The organism is Crystallibacter degradans, assembly GCF_012952295.1.
In the GTDB taxonomy this organism is placed as follows: domain Bacteria; phylum Actinomycetota; class Actinomycetes; order Actinomycetales; family Micrococcaceae; genus Crystallibacter; species Crystallibacter degradans.
The window spans coordinates 11,782-29,693 of record NZ_JABBCH010000006.1 but is presented as its reverse complement, the minus strand read 5'-3'; the positions used below and the strand labels follow the sequence as shown (position 1 = coordinate 29,693).

The window sequence follows — 17,912 nt, the reverse complement described above, 5'->3', positions numbered from 1 at the left end:
CATCGTGCCCACGGCCGGCTCAGCGGCTGTTAGATGTTGCACGATCAAACGAGCGACCAAAAGGGGGACCTGCAGTGGCCGAAGTCAGCATCGAGTTCTGCGGTGAATGGTACGACGCGGGGGACGACGACGTATTCAGGATCGGCCGCGAAGGCGATCTGGAAATCGACGACAATCCGTATCTGCACCGGAAGTTCCTGGAGATCTGCCGCTACGAGAACATCTGGTGGCTGGCAAACGTCGGCTCGATGATCTCGGCCACGATCGCCGACACCAGCGGCGGCATGCAGGCCTGGCTGGCGCCCGGCGCGCGGATTCCCATGGTCTTCAGCCAGACCAACGTGGTCTTTACTGCCGGACCGACGACCTATGAGCTCTCGGTGCACGTCAAAACGCCGTCTTTCCGGCAGGAAGCACGGGACCATGACACGGTGGGGGAGACGACCATCGGCCCGGTAATCTTCACAGATTCGCAGAAGGCACTGATTTTGGCGCTGGCCGAGCCCATGCTCAAGCGCGACGGCACCGGCCTGAGCTCCATCCCGTCTTCCTCACAGGCAGCGGCCAGGCTGGGTTGGCCGCTGACCAAGTTCAACCGGAAGCTGGACAACGTCTGCGACAAGCTGGACCGGGTCGGTGTGGCCGGGCTCCGGGGAGGCGGCGGGAAGCTGGCCACAAACCGGCGCGCACGGCTGGTCGAACATGCGGTCACCTCCCACCTGGTCACCGCTGCGGATCTGCCGCTGCTGGAGACCCAGCGGGATCCCGAAGACTGACCGGATGATCGCGCCGGTTCCCGGCGATGGCCTGCGCTTTAGGGCAAGATAGTTCCGTGAGCAAAGTGGAAGCGCAGGCCAATGAAATCCCCAGTGACGCCCTCCGGGACGAGTACGAGCAGCTGACCGAGGACGTCCGGCGTTTCCGCTACGCGTACTACAACGAGGATGCCCCGCTGGTATCCGACACCGAGTTCGACAGGCTCTACCGCCGGCTGGAGGAGATCGAAGCGCTCCACCCGGAGATGGTGGCCAACGATTCGCCCACGCAGGAGGTCGGCGGCGAAGTGTCCGCGGCCTTCACACCGGTGCAGCACCTGCAGCGGATGTACTCGCTGGAGGACGTGTTCTCCCTCGATGAGCTTCAGACATGGGTCAGCCGGGCGTCGTCGTCGGTTGAAAAACTCGGCCGCGCGCAGGAACTGAAGTGGCTCACCGAGGTCAAGATCGACGGCCTGGCCGTCAACCTGCTCTACCGCGACGGCGAACTGGTGCGCGCCGCCACCCGCGGCGATGGCCACACCGGCGAGGACATTACCCACAACGCGCTGACCCTCAAGGACATCCCGCGCCGGCTCAAGGGCAAGAACCTGCCGGCCGAAGTGGAGATCCGCGGCGAGGTCTTTATCCCTTCCAAGGCGTTCCTGGAACTGAACGAAAAAATGGTGGAAGCCGGCAAGGCGCCCTTCGCCAACCCGCGCAACGCCGCCGCGGGATCCTTGCGGCAGAAAGATCCCGCCCTGACCGCGCAGCGGCCGCTGAGCATGTTTGTCCACGGCATCGGCGCCCGTGAGGGCCTGTCCGCGGGCAGCCAGTCGGAGACCTACGCGCTGCTGAAGGAGTGGGGCCTGCCCACCAGCCCCTACTTCAAGGTGCTGGACAGCTACGAGGAGGTGCTGGAATTCATCCAGCATTTCGGCGACCACCGGCATGACCTGCTGCACGAGATCGACGGGATAGTCATCAAGGTCGACGACTTCGGGCTGCAGCGCGGCCTGGGCCACACGTCCCGGGTGCCGCGCTGGGCCGTGGCGTACAAGTACCCGCCGGAGGAAGTCCACACCAAACTGCTGGACATCCAGGTCAACGTGGGCCGCACCGGCCGGGTGACGCCGTACGGGGTGATGGAGCCGGTGAAGGTGGCCGGCTCCACCGTGGAGATGGCCACCCTGCACAACCAGGACGTGGTGAAGGCAAAGGGCGTGCTGATCGGGGACACCGTGGTGCTGCGCAAGGCCGGGGACGTGATTCCGGAGATCGTGGGACCTGTGGTGGCGCTGCGGGACGGCTCCGAGCGCGAATTCGTGATGCCCACCGAATGCCCGTCCTGCGGGACGCCGCTGGCGCCGGCCAAAGAAGGCGACGTGGACATCCGCTGCCCCAACGCGCGGTCCTGCCCCTCGCAGCTGCGTGAACGGGTGTTCCATCTGGCCGGCCGCGGTGCGTTCGATATCGAGGCGCTCGGTTGGGAAGCGGCGATCGCCCTCACCCAGCCGGCCGAACCGGAGCAGCCGCCGCTGACCACTGAGGCCAACGTCTTCGACCTCACCCCGGAGATGCTCGCGGATGTGAAGATCGCCCGCGAGAAGAAGTCCAAGGGCGTGGCAACCGGCGAGATCGAACTGGTGCCCTACTTCTACACGAAGGGGACGCCCAAGAAGCCTTCGGAGCCGAGTGCCAATACGCGCAAACTGTTCACCGAGCTGGAAAAGGCCAAGGGCCAACCGCTGTGGCGGGTCCTCGTTGCCCTGTCCATCCGGCACGTCGGGCCCACCGCATCGCGCGCGCTGGCGACGGCATTCGGCTCCATGGAGGCCATCCGCGCGGCATCGGAAGAGCAGCTGGCTGATGTAGACGGCGTCGGACCGATCATCGCCCGCGCTCTCATCGAGTGGTTCGAGGTGGACTGGCACCGCGAGATCATCGACACCTGGGCCGCGGCAGGCGTGCGGATGGCGGACGAGGTGGATGAGAGCAAGCCCCGGACTTTGGAGGGGCTGACCATTGTGGTGACCGGCTCGCTGGAAAACTTCAGCCGGGACGAGGCCAAGGAAGCCATCATCAGCCGCGGCGGCAAGGCTTCCGGCTCGGTGTCGAAGAAGACGGACTACGTGGTCGCGGGGGAGAGCGCCGGGTCCAAGCTGGACAAGGCCGAGCAACTGGGTCTGCACGTGCTGGACGAGGATGGCTTCGTTAAACTGCTGGAAAACGGACCCGATACAGCTATTGGCGGCCCGGCGGCAACCGGCTCAGCTGAATCCGGATCCGAAGGTGCCGACGCAGACTGAAGCGAACGCGCGAACTGCGCCGAAGGGAGGGATGACATGGATCGTGACGGTCAGCCGGGTACGCCGGTCAGCTGGCAGGCCATCATGGCCGCGCTGGCCAGTTCGAGGCTGCGGGAGCTCTATGCCGCCTTCGTCTTGGGCCAGGAGCCTGCCCTTTCGGCCAAGGAACAGCAAAAGCTTGTCGATTCCTCTTTGCTGAACGACGACGGCGGACGGCTCATGGTGAACGAGCACGCCTTTAAGGCAGCGCTGGCCGGTGCCCGGCGTCCGGAGGCCGAAGGGGCGGAACGCTTCCTCCTGACGGGCCGGATCGAGGGGTTGCCCAAGCGGGCGGCGGACCGCCTGAAACTGTTCGAGTTCCTGATCCCGCAGATCATCGATCCTGATACGACGCTGACGGAAAAACAGCTGAATGCGAAGCTCGCGGTTTTCACCGATGACGTGCCCCTGCTCCGGCGCGCCTTGGTGGACTATGGGTATCTGGACCGGGAGCGGGACGGCAGCGCCTACCGCCGCGCCCGCTGATAGTTCCGGTAACAGCGGGCGGCTACCGCCCGCCTGTGAACACATCGCATCCGCCGGGCCATTGAGCGCGCGGAAGCCGGATGGCACGATGGAAGGGTGAGCGGCCGTGAATGAGCTCTTCGCCGATGGCTTCCCCTGGTGGCTGATCTGGGTTGGATTCGCCGTCTTTTCCGGCGCGGGCCAAAAGTTTTCCCACAGCAGGAAGCGCCACCGCAGGAAAACCGAACGCCGGCAGGCGGAAGCACGCGCGGAAATGGAGCGGCGCCGGCAGATCAAGGCCTGGGAGGCGCAGCGCCTCAGCGACATCGAAGCCCTGATGGCGGACCATGACAGAGTCAACGCCCGCTGGCTGGAGTACGAGCTGGATGTCGGCAAGCTGATCGACTACCCGATGATGTCCGACGTGCGCGAACCCCTGACCGTGGACTTCCTGCGCGCCAAACGGGCGGCAGACGCGTTGCGGCCCGGCAGCGCCGCCGACATTACGACCGACGCGCGGCTGGTGGAATACCGCGACGCCGTCCGTGCCTTCGAGCTGGCTTTCGAGATCGCCGAACGGGAGGCCCGGCGGATCAAGGACCAGCACTTCAGCGGCCCCGAACGCCAGCGGCTCAACACCGCCAGAAGGCTGCTCACGCTCGCTGTTGATGAGGCGGCCACGGGAGCCGAACGCCAGCTGGCCTACCTGCGGGCGCGCAAGGAGCTGGACGGCCTGCTCGCCCTGCCGGAGGAAGCCATCGCCGCGCTGGAGCAACGAGTCGCGCCGCAGCTGGCCCCGCGGGCACAGTGGCCTGAACCACTCCGGTAGCCAGCCACCGCCAGTGGTGAGGCAGAATTGATAGGCGGCGGCCGCCGTCGTACTTCCAATTGACCCTTGAGGACTGCATTACCTGATGAGCATCACCATCCGCCCGGCCACCGAAGCCGATTACGACGACGTTGCCCGGATCACGCGGGAGGCCTACGTCCACGGCGGGCACATCGCCGAGGGCGACGGCTACCTGGACATGCTCGGTGATGTTGCCCACCGCGCCAGGCACGCCATCGTTTGGGTCGCCGAGCTGGACGGCAAGGTTGCCGGCTCCGTAGCGCTGACTTTGGAGGGGCAGGAGTACTCGGACATTGCGCGTGCCGGGGAGCTGGAGTTCCGCATGCTGGCGGTGGATCCGGCGATCCAGCGCGCCGGGATCGGCCGGGCCATGGTGGAGGCCATTGTCGACTACGCCCGCACGGTGGAGGGCGTCCACTCGGTCAGCCTCACCAGTATTGAAAATATGACCAACGCGCACCGGCTGTACGAATCGCTGGGCTTCGAGCGGATCCGCGAGCGGGACTGGAAGCACGAGGACACCGGGCTGTTCGTGTTCGTCAAGATACTGGAATCCTGAGCACCGGGCCAAGAAGTAGACTGTTTCTAGAAAACCCAATCCATTCGCGTAGGAGACTCATGTCTGAGATCAATCGTGAGGCCGTGGCGCATCTGGCGCGGCTGGCCCACATTGAGATGACCGCAGGAGAGCTGGACAAGATGGCCGGCGAACTCGATGTCATCGTTGACTCGATCAAATCCGTCCAGGAAGCAGCGGGGCCCGATGTGCCCGCCACTTCGCACCCCATCCCGCTGGCCAACGTGTTCCGTGAGGACGTTGTCGGCGAGACCCTGACCCAGGAGCAAGCGCTCTCCGGTGCACCGGATTCGGCCGACGGCCGCTTCAAGGTCCCCGCCATTCTGGACGAGGAGTAAAGACATGAGTGAACTGACCCGACACAGCGCTGCCCGGCTGGCGGAAATGCTGGCCGCCAAGGAAGTCACCTCCGTGGAGGTCACCCAGGCGCATCTGGACCGCATCGCCGAAGTGGACGGCAACATCAACGCCTTCCTGCACGTGAACACCGAGGAAGCGCTGGCCGTTGCCGCGGACGTGGACAAGGCCCGCGCGGCCGGTGAGGACCTGCCGGCGCTGGCAGGTGTGCCGATTGCCATCAAGGACCTGATCGTCACCGTCGGCCAGCCCACCACGGCCGGCTCGAAGATGCTCGAGGGCTGGATGAGCCCGTACGACGCCACGGTGATCAAGAAGATCCGTGCCGCGCGGATGCCGATGCTGGGCAAGACCAACCTGGACGAGTTCGCGATGGGTTCCTCCACCGAGCACTCCGCCTACGGCCCCACCCGCAACCCGTGGGACCTGGGCCGCATTCCCGGCGGTTCCGGCGGTGGCTCCGCGGCCGCCGTCGCCGCGTTCGAGGCCCCGCTCGCGCTGGGCACGGACACCGGCGGCTCCATCCGCCAGCCGGCCGCGGTCACCGGTTCGGTGGGCGTGAAGCCGACCTACGGCGGGGTTTCCCGCTACGGCGCCATCGCCATGGCCTCCTCGCTGGACCAGATCGGCCCGGTTTCGCGTACGGTGCTGGACTCCGCGCTGCTGCACGAGGTCATTGGCGGCCACGATCCGCATGACTCCACCTCGCTGACCGATCCGGTGGGCTCGCTGGTCGAGGCCGCGAAGACCGGAAACGTTGCCGGCATGAAGATCGGCGTCATCAAAGAACTGCAGGGCGAGGGCTACGACGAGGGCGTGCTGGCACGCTTCCACGAGTCGCTGGACCTGCTGCGCGACGCCGGCGCCGAGATGGTCGAGGTCGCCTGCCCCAACTTCAAGTACGCCCTCGGCGCGTACTACCTGATCATGCCCTCTGAAGCTTCCTCCAACCTGGCAAAGTACGACGGCGTCCGGTTCGGTCACCGGGTACTGCCGGCCGAGAGCCCGCTCACCATCGAGCGCGTCATGGGCGCCACTCGTGCCGCCGGCTTCGGCGATGAGGTCAAGCGCCGCATCATCCTGGGCACCTACGCGCTGTCCGCCGGGTACTACGACGCCTACTACGGTTCGGCGCAGAAGGTCCGCACCCTGATCCAGCGGGACTTCGACGCCGCGTTCGCCCAGGCCGACGTGCTGATCTCCCCGACCTCCCCGGTCCCGGCGTTCAAGCTGGGGGAGAAGCTGAATGATCCGCTGGCCATGTACCTGAACGACGTTGCCACCATTCCGGCCAACCTGGCCGGCATCCCGGGCATCTCCATTCCGGGCGGCCTGGCCGACGGCCTGCCGGTGGGCATCCAGTTCCTGGCCCCCGCCCGCGAGGACGCCCGCCTGTACCGCGCCGGCCACGTGCTGGAAACCTTGCTTGAGGAAAAGTGGGGCGGCCCGCTGCTGTCCCAGGCCCCCGACCTTCGCCAGTTCAGCGGCGCCGAAACCACTTCAGGAGCCAAATAATGTCTGCTGTCACGGAAGAGATCCTGTCCTTCGAAGAGGCCATGGAGAAGTACGATCCGGTGCTCGGTTTCGAGGTCCACGTGGAGCTCAACACCAAGACCAAGATGTTCTCCTCGGCGCCCAACGTGTTCGGCGATGAGCCCAACACGGCCATCACCCCGGTGGACCTGGGCCTGCCCGGCGTACTGCCGACGGTCAACAAGGCTGCCGTGGAGTCTTCCATCAAGATCGGCCTGGCCCTCGGCTGCAAGATCGCCCCGTCCTGCACCTTTGCCCGGAAGCAGTACTTCTACCCGGACACGCCCAAGAACTTCCAGACCTCGCAGTACGAGGATCCGATCGCTTTCGACGGTTCCATCGACATCGAGCTCGAAGACGGCACCGTCTTCACGGTGGAGATCGAGCGCGCCCACATGGAAGAGGACGCCGGCAAGCTGACCCACATGGGCGGCGCCACCGGACGCATCCAGGGTGCGGACTTCTCCTTGGTGGACTACAACCGCGCCGGTGTGCCGCTGGTGGAAATCGTGACCAAGCCGATCGAGGGTGCCGGCTCCCGGGCCCCCGAACTGGCCAAGGCCTACGTTGCCGCCATCCGGGAGATCGTCAAGAACCTGGGCGTTTCCGACGCCAAGATGGAACGCGGCAATGTGCGCTGCGACGCCAACGTCTCGCTCCGCCCGTACGGCCAGGAAAAGTTCGGCACGCGTTCGGAAACCAAGAACGTGAACTCGCTGCGCGCCGTCGAACGTGCCGTGCGCTTCGAGATCCAGCGCCACGCTGCGGTGCTGGACTCGGGTGAGAAGGTTGTCCAGGAGACCCGCCACTGGCACGAGGACACCCGCTCCACCACCTCGGGCCGGCCCAAGTCCGACGCCGACGACTACCGGTACTTCCCGGAGCCGGACCTGCTGCCGGTGGTGACCACCGAAGAGTGGATCGAGGAACTGCGCGCCCAGCTGCCCGAGCCGCCGGCCGAGCGCCGCAAGCGCCTGAAAACGGACTGGGGCTACTCGGACGCGGAATTCCGCGACGTGGTCAACGCCGGCGTCATGGACGCCATCGAAGAGACCATCGCCGCCGGTGCTTCCGCCGCGGTGGCCCGCAAGTGGTGGATGGGCGAGGTCTCGCGCCGCGCCAAGGAAGCCGAAGTGGATCCGGTGGATGTCGGCGTCACGCCCGAGCTGATCGTGGAGCTGGACAAGCTGGTCCAGGCCGGCAAGATCAATGACAAGCTCTCCCGCCAGGTACTCGACGGCGTCCTCGCCGGCGAGGGCACCCCGGAAGAGGTCATCGAAAAGCGCGGCCTGGCCGTAGTGTCCGACGACGGCCCGCTGCTCGAGGCAATCGACGCCGCCCTGGCCGCCCAGCCGGATGTCGCGGAGAAGATCCGCGGCGGCAAGGTGCAGGCAGCCGGCGCGATTGTCGGCGGCGTCATGAAGGCTACCCGCGGCCAGGCCGACGCCGGCCGCGTGCGCGAGCTGATCTTCGAACGCCTCGGGGTCCAAGGCTAGCCGTCCCGCTTTCCCTTTCCCTTTTCCCTCACCTGATCGAGTAAGCAGATAACGCCCTTCCGACACCCCGGAAAGGGCGTTATCTGCTCCTTGGAGGGAAAATGGTCCCATGCCCCTCATGCCCGCCGCGGACATCGATGTGACCGAGCCGCTGGTCCGGCGCCTGCTCACCGAACAGTTCCCCGACCTTGCCGGACTGCCCCTGCGCCTTGCCGCCAACGGCTGGGACAACGCCATCTTCCGCCTCGGCAGCAACCTGGCGGTCAGACTGCCCCGGCGCGAGGCCGCCGCGCACCTGATCGAGCACGAACAGCGGTGGCTGCCCCAACTGACCCGCGGCCTGGCCATGCTTACACCGACCCCGGTCCGGTGCGGGACGCCGTCGTCGTTCTTCCCCTGGCGTTGGTCCGTCACCCCGTGGATTCAAGGTACGACGGCGGCCGCGCAGCCCCTTTCCGCCCGCCGGGCCTGGGCCACGGAGCTGGCCCGGTTCGTGGACGGCTTCCAGCAGCCCGCTCCCGCTGACGCCCCCGTCAACCCCGTCCGCGGTGTGCCCCTGAGCACGCGGGACGAACATGTCCGGCGGCGCCTGGCAAGCGGACTGGTTCCCCGCGTCCGTGAGGTGGACCGGCTCTGGGGCACCCTCGCCGCGCTGCCGCCGTGGGAAGGACCTGCGCTGTGGCTGCACGGGGACTTGCACCCGGCCAACCTCGTCATCCAGGCAGGGGCGCTGGCCGCGGTGATCGACTTCGGCGATCTGACCGCCGGGGATCCCGCCACTGATCTGGCCGCCGCCTGGCTGGTCTTCGACGCAGAGGGCCGGCGGTTGTTCATGGAGTACCTTAACGCCCGCCGCGACATCGGCACCGGTACCTGGCACCGGGCCCGCGGCTGGGCGCTGGTCATGGCCACGGCGCTGCTGGCGCATTCCGATGACAACCCGGCCTTCCGGCAGCTGGGCCTGGACGTGCTGCCCCAGGTCCTCGACGGCTAATCCCGCCGGAGGCTTGCCGGCTTTAGGCGACCACGATAGGGCTGCTGGCGCGGCGCACGCCTTGTGCGACGATGTCCGTGAAGAACCGCAGATGTTCCTCGGCCATGCGGGCCGCGCTGAAGTAGGTCTCAGTGACCTGGCGGCACCGTCGTCTGTCCAGGGTGTCCGCCTGCTGGAGCGCCACGGCGAGCTGGTGGTTTCCGCGGCGCAGGAATCCCGTTATACCGTCCTCAATGATTTCCGGGGCGGAGCCGCGCAGGGTGGCGATGACCGGTGTACCCGTGGCCATGGCTTCGATCATGACCATGCCAAAGGGCTCGGGCCATTGGATGGGGTTTAGCAGGGCGATCGAACTGCCCAGCAGCTCGTACTTCTCCGGGGCCGTCAGCTCGCCCAGGAATTCGATGGGCGGCTTCAGGCGCGGCCTGATGGCCGCGTCGAAAAAGTCGCGCTCTTGGTTTTCCATCACCCTCGCGGCGATGCGCAGCGGAACCCCGGCTTCGCGGGCTATCTCGATCGCCTGCAAGGGGCCTTTGTCCGGATGCATCCTTCCGAGGAAGCAGGCATAGCCGCCGTCGCCGTCTCCCAGCGGAACAGTAGACGCGTCGATCCCGTGATGGATGACTTGGCGGACCGAAACTTCAGGAGCCGAGACCGCCTGATGCCGGGAGATAGCGATCAGCGGTGTGTGGGCTGCGATGGCGCGGTAGAGGGTGCGGAACGCTCCCGTCAAGGGGCCGTGGGCGGTGGTAACCAGCGGGATGCCCGGCGGCCGGTGGCGCGACAGAGGCCCGGCGAGCGTGTGGTCGTGGATGATATCGACGCCATCCAGCGCCTCATGGGCTAGGACCACATGGGTCAGTTCGTCCACGGCCGCGCCTAAGGTGCTGATCTGCCGTGCGGGCAGTCCGCAAACTTTCGGTACCGGGCAGCCGCTGTCTTCGGCGGCCACCAGGCTGACGTCATGGCCAGCAGACATGAACTCCCGGGCCAGGGAATCGATGACGGCCTCGATGCCCCCGTAGCCGCACGGCGGGACAGGGATCCATGGTGGGGCGACAATGCCGATGCGCATGTGGTGCTCCTGCGCTAGTTCCCGGTGTTGGTTACGTAGACGTCCAGCAGATCTGCCAGCGGTTTGCGCGGTTTTCGGTGCAGCTCGATGGATTCCGGAATGCCATCCACCTGGGTCTGTCCGTCAGCCACGGTGACGGAAATGCGGGCACCTGCCAGCGGCAGGTTGGTGACGTGGAGGGGCCCCAGCTCCGCCGGAATCTGCGGTGCCAGCCACAGTCCGTTGTGCGTCATGCACGGATCGAACCTCAGCAGCACCCGCATGAGATGTACGGGCGCGGCCGCGGCCCAGGCCTGCGGCGAGCAGGATGTCGGATAGGCCACCGGCACCGGATACGTTTCCCGATCCAGCCCGCAGAACAGCTCCGGCAGTCGCCCGCCGAACTGGGTAGCCGCGTCAAACAGGGCCAGGGCAATACGAGTCGCCTCGTCCATGAAGCCGTAGCGCATCAGGCCGGCGGCGATGAGCGCGTTGTCATGCGGCCACACGGATCCGTTGTGGTAACTGGCCGGGTTGTAGGCACCCATATCCGACGCCAAGGTACGCACGCCCCAGCCGCAAAACATTTCGGGGGACATCAGCCGCCGGGCCACCAGCGGCGCCTTGTCATTGTCCACGATTCCGCTCCATAGGCAGTGCCCCATGTTGGAAGCGCAGGAGTCCACCGGGCGCTTATCGTGGTCCAGGGCGATGGCGAAGTAGCCGCGGTCCTCGAGCCAGAACCGGTCGTTGAACGCCGTTTTCAGGTCGGCCGCACGGGAGCCCCAGTGGGCCGCCAGCTCATCGTCGCCTGCACTCTGTGCCATTAGTGCCCGGCTGATGTAGGCCGCATAGACGTAGCCCTGGACCTCGCACAAGGCGATCGGAGGCGAGGCGAGTCTTCCATCGGCGAAATTGACCCCGTCCCAGGAATCCTTCCAGCCTTGGTTCAGCAGTCCCTTGTCAGTCGCCCTCGCGTACTCCACGAACCCGTCGCCGTCAATGTCGCCGTACTGCGTGATCCAATCCAGAGCCCTGTCGACGGCGGGCAGGAGGGATCCTTTGACCTCGGGCCAGAAGCCCCAGCGGGTCAGCTCGCCCGCCAGCGTGACGAACAGCGGCGTTGCGTCGACAGATCCGTAGTAAGCGTTGTCGCCGCCGAGCAGCTGTCCGGCACTGGCGCCGAAGCGGACTTCGTGGAGGATCTTTCCGGGCTGTTCCTCGCTGCGCGGGTCCACCTCGGTGCCTTGCCGCTCGGCCAAGGTCTGCAATGTGCCGAGGGCCAGTGACGGATCAAGGGGCAGGGTCATGAAGGATGTCAGCAGTGAGTCCCTACCGAAGAGCGCCATGAACCATGGCGATCCTGCCGCCACCACAACGCGGCCGGGATGATCCGGGTCGAAAATGCGCAGGGACCCGAGGTCAGCCTGGCTCTGTTCGAGCACCTTTTCGAAGTCCTTGTTTTCCATCCGGGCCAGCGGAACGTTCCTGCGCCATTCCATCAGCCGTTCCTCGGGCAGGGTTGAATGCACCTGCTGACGTGGGTTGACGAGGTCCTCCACGGAACGGTTCCGGTCCATATCCGGCAGGGCCGTGAATGATCCAGTCCATTTCTGCTGCGGGGGGATCACAACGCTGTAACTGATGCGGTTTCCCGCGATCTCGGCGCCCTCCGCGGCCACGACTATTCTGGCGGTGATCGGCAGCCCCTCGGACTCGATGATCAGGTTGTCCGTGTGCCGCTCGGCCGGCTGAGCGTGGGCAACCTCCTTTAGTCCCGCTTTCACCTCGAACAGGTCGGCGAAATCCGCGCCGATGGTCAGCTGGACCTGGCAGGCCGCGGGTTCCCTGGAGTGGTTGGAGACGGTCACGTCCTCGTGGACCCCGTGGTTCAGGCTCCGCCGGCGCTCGACCAGCAGATTGCTGTCGGCGAGGCCGTCCGTCCGCTCGGCCCGGCCGATAAAGACGGCGCGGTAAGGGTCGTAAAGGATGGCTTCCAGCGGCTCGACCGGCCGGCCGTTGACGGACAGGGACCAGGTCGAGATGAACCGCGTGTCACGGTAGAAGAAACCGTGCGGCCGTTCCGGATTCATATCCCCATTGGCGAAGGAGATACAGAAGGACGTTCCCTGCAGGAGGGTCACGGCGCCTTCGCCGGCGGAGCCAGCGGTGTTTTCTTCACTCCACCCGGTCATGACGGGGCCATTCCGTATGCCCGGGCTCTGAAACGTCTATCCACTGCGAGCCGGATCAAGCAGGCCGAATGAACAATCACGCGCAACTTGCCGTCCACAGCATGCTCCGTTGCCAGGTAGGTTTCCTCTACCCCCACTATCATGGAAGCACCAAAACCGACCGGTGGAAAGACCTCCGCTGAAAGTCGGAAAAGCCCCGTTCAGGAGGCGCCCGAACGGCGGCCGCGCCGCGAGGCACGGCCGCCGGCGGCCCGTAAATCCGTTAATAACTCAGTTCGCGGCGTCGATCAGGGCAGACCGGATCAGGAACCGTTTGCCTTCCGGAGCCTCCACCGAGAACCCGCTGCCGCGGCCGGCAACCACATCTACCGTCAGATGGGTGTGCCGCCAGTAGGCGAACTGTTCCCGCGACATCCAGAAGTCGATCGAACCGCACCCGGGCAACTCGAAGACCCCCATGAGCACATCCGCTTCGGCGGTGATGAACTCGCCGGCCGGATAGCACATGGGCGAGGAGCCGTCGCAGCAGCCGCCTGACTGGTGGAACATGAGCGGCCCGTGGATTGCCCACAGCTTCTGCAGCAGTTCCACCGCGGCCGGTGTCAGCGCGACCCGGGAGAAGTTTTCCCCGGGTATCGCTACCGCAGCGTTGAGATTGGCGAGATTGGCCACGGTTAAAAGAAACCGAGCTTGTTCTCGTTATAGCTGACCAGCAAGTTCTTGGTCTGCTGGTAATGGTCGAGCATCATGGCGTGGTTCTCGCGGCCGATGCCGGAGGACTTGTAGCCGCCGAACGCTGCCCCGGCCGGGTAGGCATGGTAATTGTTGACCCACACCCGGCCGGCCTGGATTTCGCGGCCGGCGCGGTAGGCCACGTTGCCGTTGCGGGACCAGACGCCGGCGCCCAGACCGTAGAGCGTGTCGTTGGCGATCTGAAGCGCCTCGGAGTAGTCGTTGAACCGGGTCACGGAGACCACCGGACCGAAGATCTCCTCCTGGAAGATGCGCATGTCGTTGGTGCCCTCGAAGATGGTCGGCTTGACGTAGTAGCCCTCGGCCAGGTCGCCGTCGAGGATGTTCCGCTCGCCGCCGGTGAGGAGCTTCGCGCCTTCCTGCTTGCCGATGTCCATGTAGGACAGGATCTTCTCCAGCTGGTCGTTGGAGGCCTGCGCGCCCATCTGGGTTGCGGAGTCCAGCGGGTTGCCCTGGATGATCTTCTCCGTGCGGGCCAACGCGTCCGCCATGAACGAGTCGTAGATGGAACCCTGGACCAGCGCGCGGGAGGGACAGGTACAGACCTCGCCCTGGTTGAAGGCGAAGAGCGCGAAGCCTTCGAGTGCCTTGTCGTAGAACGCGTCGTTTTCGGCGGCGACGTCGGAGAAGAAGATGTTCGGGCTCTTGCCGCCGAGCTCCAGGGTGACCGGAATCAGGTTCTGGCTGGCGTACTGGCTGATCAACCGGCCGGTAGTGGTCTCGCCGGTGAACGCGATCTTGCGGATCCGCGGGCTGGACGCCAGCGGCTTCCCGGCCTCGACACCGAAACCGTTGACCACGTTCACCACGCCGGGCGGCAGGATATCGGCGATCAGTTCCATCAGCACCAGGATGGACGCCGGAGTCTGCTCCGCAGGTTTAAGTACGACGGCGTTTCCGGCCGCCAGCGCGGGGGCCAGCTTCCAGACGGCCATCAGGATCGGGAAGTTCCAGGGGATGATCTGGTCGACCACGCCGAGCGGCTCGTGGTAATGGTAAGCGGTGGTGTCGTCGTCGAGCTGTGAGAGCCGGCCTTCCTGCGCGCGGATGGCGGAGGCGAAGTAGCGGAAATGGTCCGCGGCCAGCGGGATGTCGGCTGCCAGGGTCTCGCGCACGGCCTTGCCGTTGTCCCAGGTCTCGGCGACGGCGAGCATCTCCAAGTTGTCCTCGATCCGGTCCGCAATCCGGTTCAGCACCGAGGCGCGCTCGGCCACCGAGGCTTTGCCCCAGCCCGGTGCGGCCTTATGCGCGGCGTCGAGGGCCAGATCGATGTCTTCGGCGGTGCCGCGGGCTATTTCACAAAAGGTTTTGCCGGTTACAGGGGAGATGTTCTCGAAGTACTGGCCCTTGGCCGGGGCGACCCATTCGCCGCCGATCCAGTTCTCGTAGCGGGACTTGAAGCTGACCTTGGAACCATCCTGGCCCGGCTGTGCGTAAACAGTCATTGCTAACTCCTTCAGCGTGGTTTGAGCGCGTCATCGTCGACTCCCGCTCATGATCCACAGCCTAGGCGGCGCAACGTTGCACCAAGGTTGCACGGCCTAATGGGCCTGTGACCGGCGGCGGCGTAGCCACGGCACTGGGAGCATGTTACTCCGGCCGGCGCGGGGTCCCGGCCGAGTATCCCGCCGCCGAGCCGGGCGTTCCCGATGCCGGTTCTCCCCAGCCGGCGACAGGTTGCGGCCGGGCGAAGAAGAGCGTCACTACGGCACCAGCCAGCGCCACCGCGGCCGGCAGGAGGAGGGACTGGGCCATCGCCGTCGAAAATCCTGCATGCAGGAAGTCCGGCAGGACCGCGGCGCCGGCCTCGGCGTGGGCGCCGGAAACAGTTGCACCGCGGGGCAGCTCCTCGGCGAGCCGGGCCTGCATCAGGGCTGCGATGGAGGCGCTGCCCAGCACCGCGCCGATCTGGCGGGTGGTGTTGTAAACGCCGGAACCAGCCCCGGCGTCGGCCGGCCGCAGGTTCCTGGTGGCGGTGGTGGACATGGGGCCCCACACGCAGGCGTTCGCCAGTCCCAGCACCGCGGCGGGCAGCAGGAGCAGGCCTACCGCTGTTGTCGGCGTCATGAGCAGGGCGTACCAGATAAGGCCGCCGGCCATGAACACCAGCCCCGCTGTTGCGAAGTACTTCGGATTGACCCTGTCGATGGTTCGGCCGACCAGCGGCGCCAGAGCGGCGGAGATGATGGCGGTGGGCGCGAGCATGAGTGCCGACTGGGTGGGGGTGAGGCCGCGGACGCTCTGGAAGAAGAAGATCAACGGCAGGGACATGCAGGTGACGGCGAAACCGACCGTGGTGATGCCGCCGTTTGCCAGCGAGAAATTGCGGTCCCGGAAAATCTTCAGGGGCAGCAGCGGTTCCTTCCGGTTCCGGGACTGCCACACGACGAACGCGGCCAGGATAAGGAACCCGGCGAGGATGAGGCTCCAGACCGTGATTGGCCCGGCAATCGTTGACCAGTGGTAGGTTTCGCCTTGCTGGATGCCGAAAACGAGCAGGAACATTCCGGCGGCGCTGAGCAGCACGCCGGCCAGATCAAAGGTGTGCGCATGCGTGGGCAGGGCAGGGACAAAGCGCCAAGCCATCAGGAAGCCCAGCAGACCCACCGGGATGTTGACGAAGAAGATCCACTCCCAGCCCAACGAGTCCACCAGCAATCCGCCGAGGATGGGACCGGTCAGCGCGGCCAGTCCGGCCACCGCGCCCCACATCCCCATCGCGGCTCCGCGCCGGTCCGGCGGGAAGATCCGCGTGATGACGGCCATGGTCTGCGGCGTCATCATGGAGGCTCCGACCCCTTGGAAGACGCGTGCCAGGATCAGCATCTGGATGTCATTGGCGAAACCGCACCAGGCCGACGCCGCCGTGAACAGCACGAGTCCGGTCAGGTACAGGTTCTTCGGCCCGAAGCGGTCGCCGAGCCGGCCGGTGATCAGCAGCGGCACGGCATAGGCCAGCAGGTAGGCGCTGGTCACCCAGATGACCGAGTTGATGTCGGTCTGCAGGCCGCGCATGATCGCGGGGTTGGCCACCGAGACAATCGTGGTGTCCACCAGGATCATGAAGAACCCGATGACCAGTGACCAGAGCGCGGGCCAGGGGCGGCTGACGTTATCCACCGCTGGAACTTACCACGGCTCAGCGCAGTTCGGCCTCGAGCCGTTCAAGATGGGCGACGACGGCGGTGCGCCTCGGCGAGCGCGCTGGCAGCACGCGCAGGGCGCTGAGCCAAGCCTCGGCGTCGTACTCTGCTTCCGGCAGTTGCAGGTAGCGCAGCAGCGTTTCCGCGGAGGCATCGCTGAGCACGGCTTCGCGGAGGTTGGCGCTGACCTCCTCGCGGAAGCGCACGATACCGGGGGCCTCCGAATTGGGCAGCAGCGTACCTTGGTAAATGTTCAGGGCCAGGCGGTGGGCACCGCGCTGCAGGTAGTTGAGGACCTGGCGGGCGTCGAGGATCAGCTCCTGCGGCAGCCGGTACGGGCGGGACTGCGGAACCGCGTCCGGGTTGGCCGATCCGATGAGTTTGCGCAGCCGGACCATTTCGGCACGCAGGGTGGTGCTCTGGGCATCCGCATAGAGTAGGTCGGCGAGTGCGTCGGCGGTCAGGCCGCGCGGATGCAGGGCGAGCAGCGTGAGGATCTCCGTGTGGCGCAGGGACAGGTCCAGCGTGTTGCCCTCCAGGCTCAGCTGGCCCTGTTCCCGGCCGGTGATGGAAAGCGTGTTGCTGTAGAGCCGGGGCCGCGAGGTCCGGCCCGGGGCCTGAGCCTTGCGCAGCGGCTTGGCTGTGGTTGTGGGATGTGCCTGCCCGCGCTGCAGGCGTTCGATGCGCAATTGCGCCTCTGCCGCGGCCACCGTGGCCTGGACCAGGGAGAGCGTGTGCGGCGCGACAGCTTCTTCGCGGCCGGTGATGTCCACGACGCCGAGCACGGCGCCCGAATCAGGATCGCGGACCGGGACGGCGGTGCAGCTCCATGGGTGGACAATGCGGCTGAAGTGCTCGGCCCCGGAGATCTGCACCCCGCGGCCCAGCGCCAGTGCGGTGCCCGGGGCGCTGGTGCCCACGGTTCCTTCGGACCAGTCGGCGCCGGCAATAAAGGTCATTTTCTCGGCCTGGCGCTTCAGCCTGGCATCTCCGTCCACCCAGAGCAGCCGGCCGTTCTCGTCGCCGACCGCTACCAGCATTCCGGTGTCATGGCTGGGCAACACCAGGAGGCGGTGGATGACGGGCATGATCGCCGCCAGCGGGTGGCTCAGCCGGTACTCCTCCAGCTTCTCGTCCACCAGATCCACCCGTGCCAGCGCGTCTTCCGGGTCAGGGACCAACGTCATGGAGCGTTCCCAGGATTCGCGCACTACCTGTCGCAAGCCGGACAACGTGGCGGTGCCGGCGCGGGGCATCCTGCGGACCGCATCGTCGAGGAGTTCGTGGGCCGCGTAGGCCTGTTGCTGGACTGGCCCCGCGGTCGATCGGACGTGGGAATGCACCATTGCTCCACTCGTTAAGTTCAGCCACCGGGATTCAGGGTTCAGGACA

General features: G+C 66.2%; 15 protein-coding genes. 9 read left to right on the top strand and 6 right to left on the bottom strand.

The window, feature by feature from the left end; all coding sequences use genetic code 11:
- Window positions 1-74: 74 nt before the first annotated feature.
- From HGO92_RS11615 to HGO92_RS11575, 9 genes are all read left to right on the top strand, one after another.
- Window positions 75-776, top strand: a complete 702-nt coding sequence (locus HGO92_RS11615) for a hypothetical protein (RefSeq protein ID WP_169994940.1) — start codon at window positions 75-77, stop codon at window positions 774-776.
- A 26-nt stretch (window positions 777-802) separates the two neighbouring features.
- Entirely contained in the window at window positions 803-3,064 is a 2,262-nt protein-coding gene (ligA, locus tag HGO92_RS11610; protein WP_169994938.1) for an NAD-dependent DNA ligase LigA, read from the top strand.
- Between the two features lie 36 nt (window positions 3,065-3,100).
- Window positions 3,101-3,589: a DUF2087 domain-containing protein gene (locus tag HGO92_RS11605; protein WP_169994936.1), complete on the top strand. Its 489-nt coding sequence runs from the start codon at window positions 3,101-3,103 to the stop codon at window positions 3,587-3,589.
- Window positions 3,590-3,695: 106 nt separating this feature from the next.
- Window positions 3,696-4,397, top strand: coding sequence for a hypothetical protein (locus HGO92_RS11600; protein ID WP_169994934.1), 702 nt, complete (start codon window positions 3,696-3,698; stop codon window positions 4,395-4,397).
- An 85-nt stretch (window positions 4,398-4,482) separates the two neighbouring features.
- Window positions 4,483-4,977: a GNAT family N-acetyltransferase gene (locus tag HGO92_RS11595; protein ID WP_169994932.1), complete on the top strand. Its 495-nt coding sequence runs from the start codon at window positions 4,483-4,485 to the stop codon at window positions 4,975-4,977.
- 59 nt (window positions 4,978-5,036) lie between these two features.
- Window positions 5,037-5,333: an Asp-tRNA(Asn)/Glu-tRNA(Gln) amidotransferase subunit GatC gene (gene gatC, locus HGO92_RS11590; protein WP_074698618.1), complete on the top strand. Its 297-nt coding sequence runs from the start codon at window positions 5,037-5,039 to the stop codon at window positions 5,331-5,333.
- Between the two features lie 4 nt (window positions 5,334-5,337).
- Window positions 5,338-6,867 carry an Asp-tRNA(Asn)/Glu-tRNA(Gln) amidotransferase subunit GatA gene (gene gatA / locus HGO92_RS11585; protein ID WP_169994931.1) on the top strand — a complete coding sequence of 510 codons (1,530 nt, stop codon included), beginning with the start codon at window positions 5,338-5,340 and terminating at the stop codon, window positions 6,865-6,867.
- The gene (gene gatB / locus HGO92_RS11580) at window positions 6,867-8,381 is read left to right on the top strand and encodes an Asp-tRNA(Asn)/Glu-tRNA(Gln) amidotransferase subunit GatB (RefSeq protein WP_169994929.1); all 1,515 of its coding nucleotides are present in this window, start codon (window positions 6,867-6,869) and stop codon (window positions 8,379-8,381) included. The genes gatA and gatB overlap by 1 nt, the downstream gene beginning before the upstream one ends.
- Before the next feature lie 109 nt (window positions 8,382-8,490).
- The gene (locus HGO92_RS11575; RefSeq protein ID WP_169994927.1) at window positions 8,491-9,375 is read left to right on the top strand and encodes an aminoglycoside phosphotransferase family protein; all 885 of its coding nucleotides are present in this window, start codon (window positions 8,491-8,493) and stop codon (window positions 9,373-9,375) included.
- 22 nt (window positions 9,376-9,397) lie between these two features.
- Here the strand turns inward: HGO92_RS11575 and HGO92_RS11570 are convergent, their stop codons facing one another.
- The 6 genes from HGO92_RS11570 to HGO92_RS11545 all read right to left on the bottom strand — a co-directional run bounded on the left by HGO92_RS11570 (window position 9,398) and on the right by HGO92_RS11545 (window position 17,866).
- Window positions 9,398-10,450, bottom strand: coding sequence for a glycosyltransferase family 4 protein (locus tag HGO92_RS11570; RefSeq protein WP_169994925.1), 1,053 nt, complete (start codon window positions 10,448-10,450; stop codon window positions 9,398-9,400).
- A gap of 14 nt (window positions 10,451-10,464) precedes the next feature.
- A complete protein-coding gene (locus HGO92_RS11565; protein ID WP_169994923.1) occupies window positions 10,465-12,624 on the bottom strand; it encodes an amylo-alpha-1,6-glucosidase in 2,160 nt (719 codons plus the stop codon).
- Between the two features lie 270 nt (window positions 12,625-12,894).
- Window positions 12,895-13,296 (bottom strand): DUF779 domain-containing protein, encoded by a 402-nt coding sequence (locus tag HGO92_RS11560; RefSeq protein WP_169994921.1) that lies wholly within the window; start codon window positions 13,294-13,296, stop codon window positions 12,895-12,897.
- 2 nt (window positions 13,297-13,298) lie between these two features.
- A complete protein-coding gene (gene exaC / locus HGO92_RS11555) occupies window positions 13,299-14,822 on the bottom strand; it encodes an acetaldehyde dehydrogenase ExaC (RefSeq protein WP_169994920.1) in 1,524 nt (507 codons plus the stop codon).
- Between the two features lie 145 nt (window positions 14,823-14,967).
- Window positions 14,968-16,497 carry a DHA2 family efflux MFS transporter permease subunit gene (locus HGO92_RS11550; RefSeq protein ID WP_169994918.1) on the bottom strand — a complete coding sequence of 510 codons (1,530 nt, stop codon included), beginning with the start codon at window positions 16,495-16,497 and terminating at the stop codon, window positions 14,968-14,970.
- A 19-nt stretch (window positions 16,498-16,516) separates the two neighbouring features.
- Entirely contained in the window at window positions 16,517-17,866 is a 1,350-nt protein-coding gene (locus tag HGO92_RS11545; RefSeq protein WP_169994917.1) for a GAF domain-containing protein, read from the bottom strand.
- Window positions 17,867-17,912: the final 46 nt, after the last annotated feature.

What these genes read in the sequence shown, in the direction of transcription:
- HGO92_RS11605 (WP_169994936.1), top strand. Translation starts at nt 3,101, where the DNA reads ATGGATCGTGACGGTCAGCCGGGTACGCCGGTCAGCTGGCAGGCCATC.
- gatC (WP_074698618.1), top strand. Translation starts at nt 5,037, where the DNA reads ATGTCTGAGATCAATCGTGAGGCCGTGGCGCATCTGGCGCGGCTGGCC.
- HGO92_RS11570 (WP_169994925.1), bottom strand. Translation starts at nt 10,450, where the DNA reads ATGCGCATCGGCATTGTCGCCCCACCATGGATCCCTGTCCCGCCGTGC.
- gatB (WP_169994929.1), top strand. Translation starts at nt 6,867, where the DNA reads ATGTCTGCTGTCACGGAAGAGATCCTGTCCTTCGAAGAGGCCATGGAG.
- exaC (WP_169994920.1), bottom strand. Translation starts at nt 14,822, where the DNA reads ATGACTGTTTACGCACAGCCGGGCCAGGATGGTTCCAAGGTCAGCTTC.
- HGO92_RS11565 (WP_169994923.1), bottom strand. Translation starts at nt 12,624, where the DNA reads ATGACCGGGTGGAGTGAAGAAAACACCGCTGGCTCCGCCGGCGAAGGC.
- HGO92_RS11575 (WP_169994927.1), top strand. Translation starts at nt 8,491, where the DNA reads ATGCCCCTCATGCCCGCCGCGGACATCGATGTGACCGAGCCGCTGGTC.
- gatA (WP_169994931.1), top strand. Translation starts at nt 5,338, where the DNA reads ATGAGTGAACTGACCCGACACAGCGCTGCCCGGCTGGCGGAAATGCTG.
- HGO92_RS11545 (WP_169994917.1), bottom strand. Translation starts at nt 17,866, where the DNA reads ATGGTGCATTCCCACGTCCGATCGACCGCGGGGCCAGTCCAGCAACAG.
- ligA (WP_169994938.1), top strand. Translation starts at nt 803, where the DNA reads ATGGCCTGCGCTTTAGGGCAAGATAGTTCCGTGAGCAAAGTGGAAGCG.
- HGO92_RS11595 (WP_169994932.1), top strand. Translation starts at nt 4,483, where the DNA reads ATGAGCATCACCATCCGCCCGGCCACCGAAGCCGATTACGACGACGTT.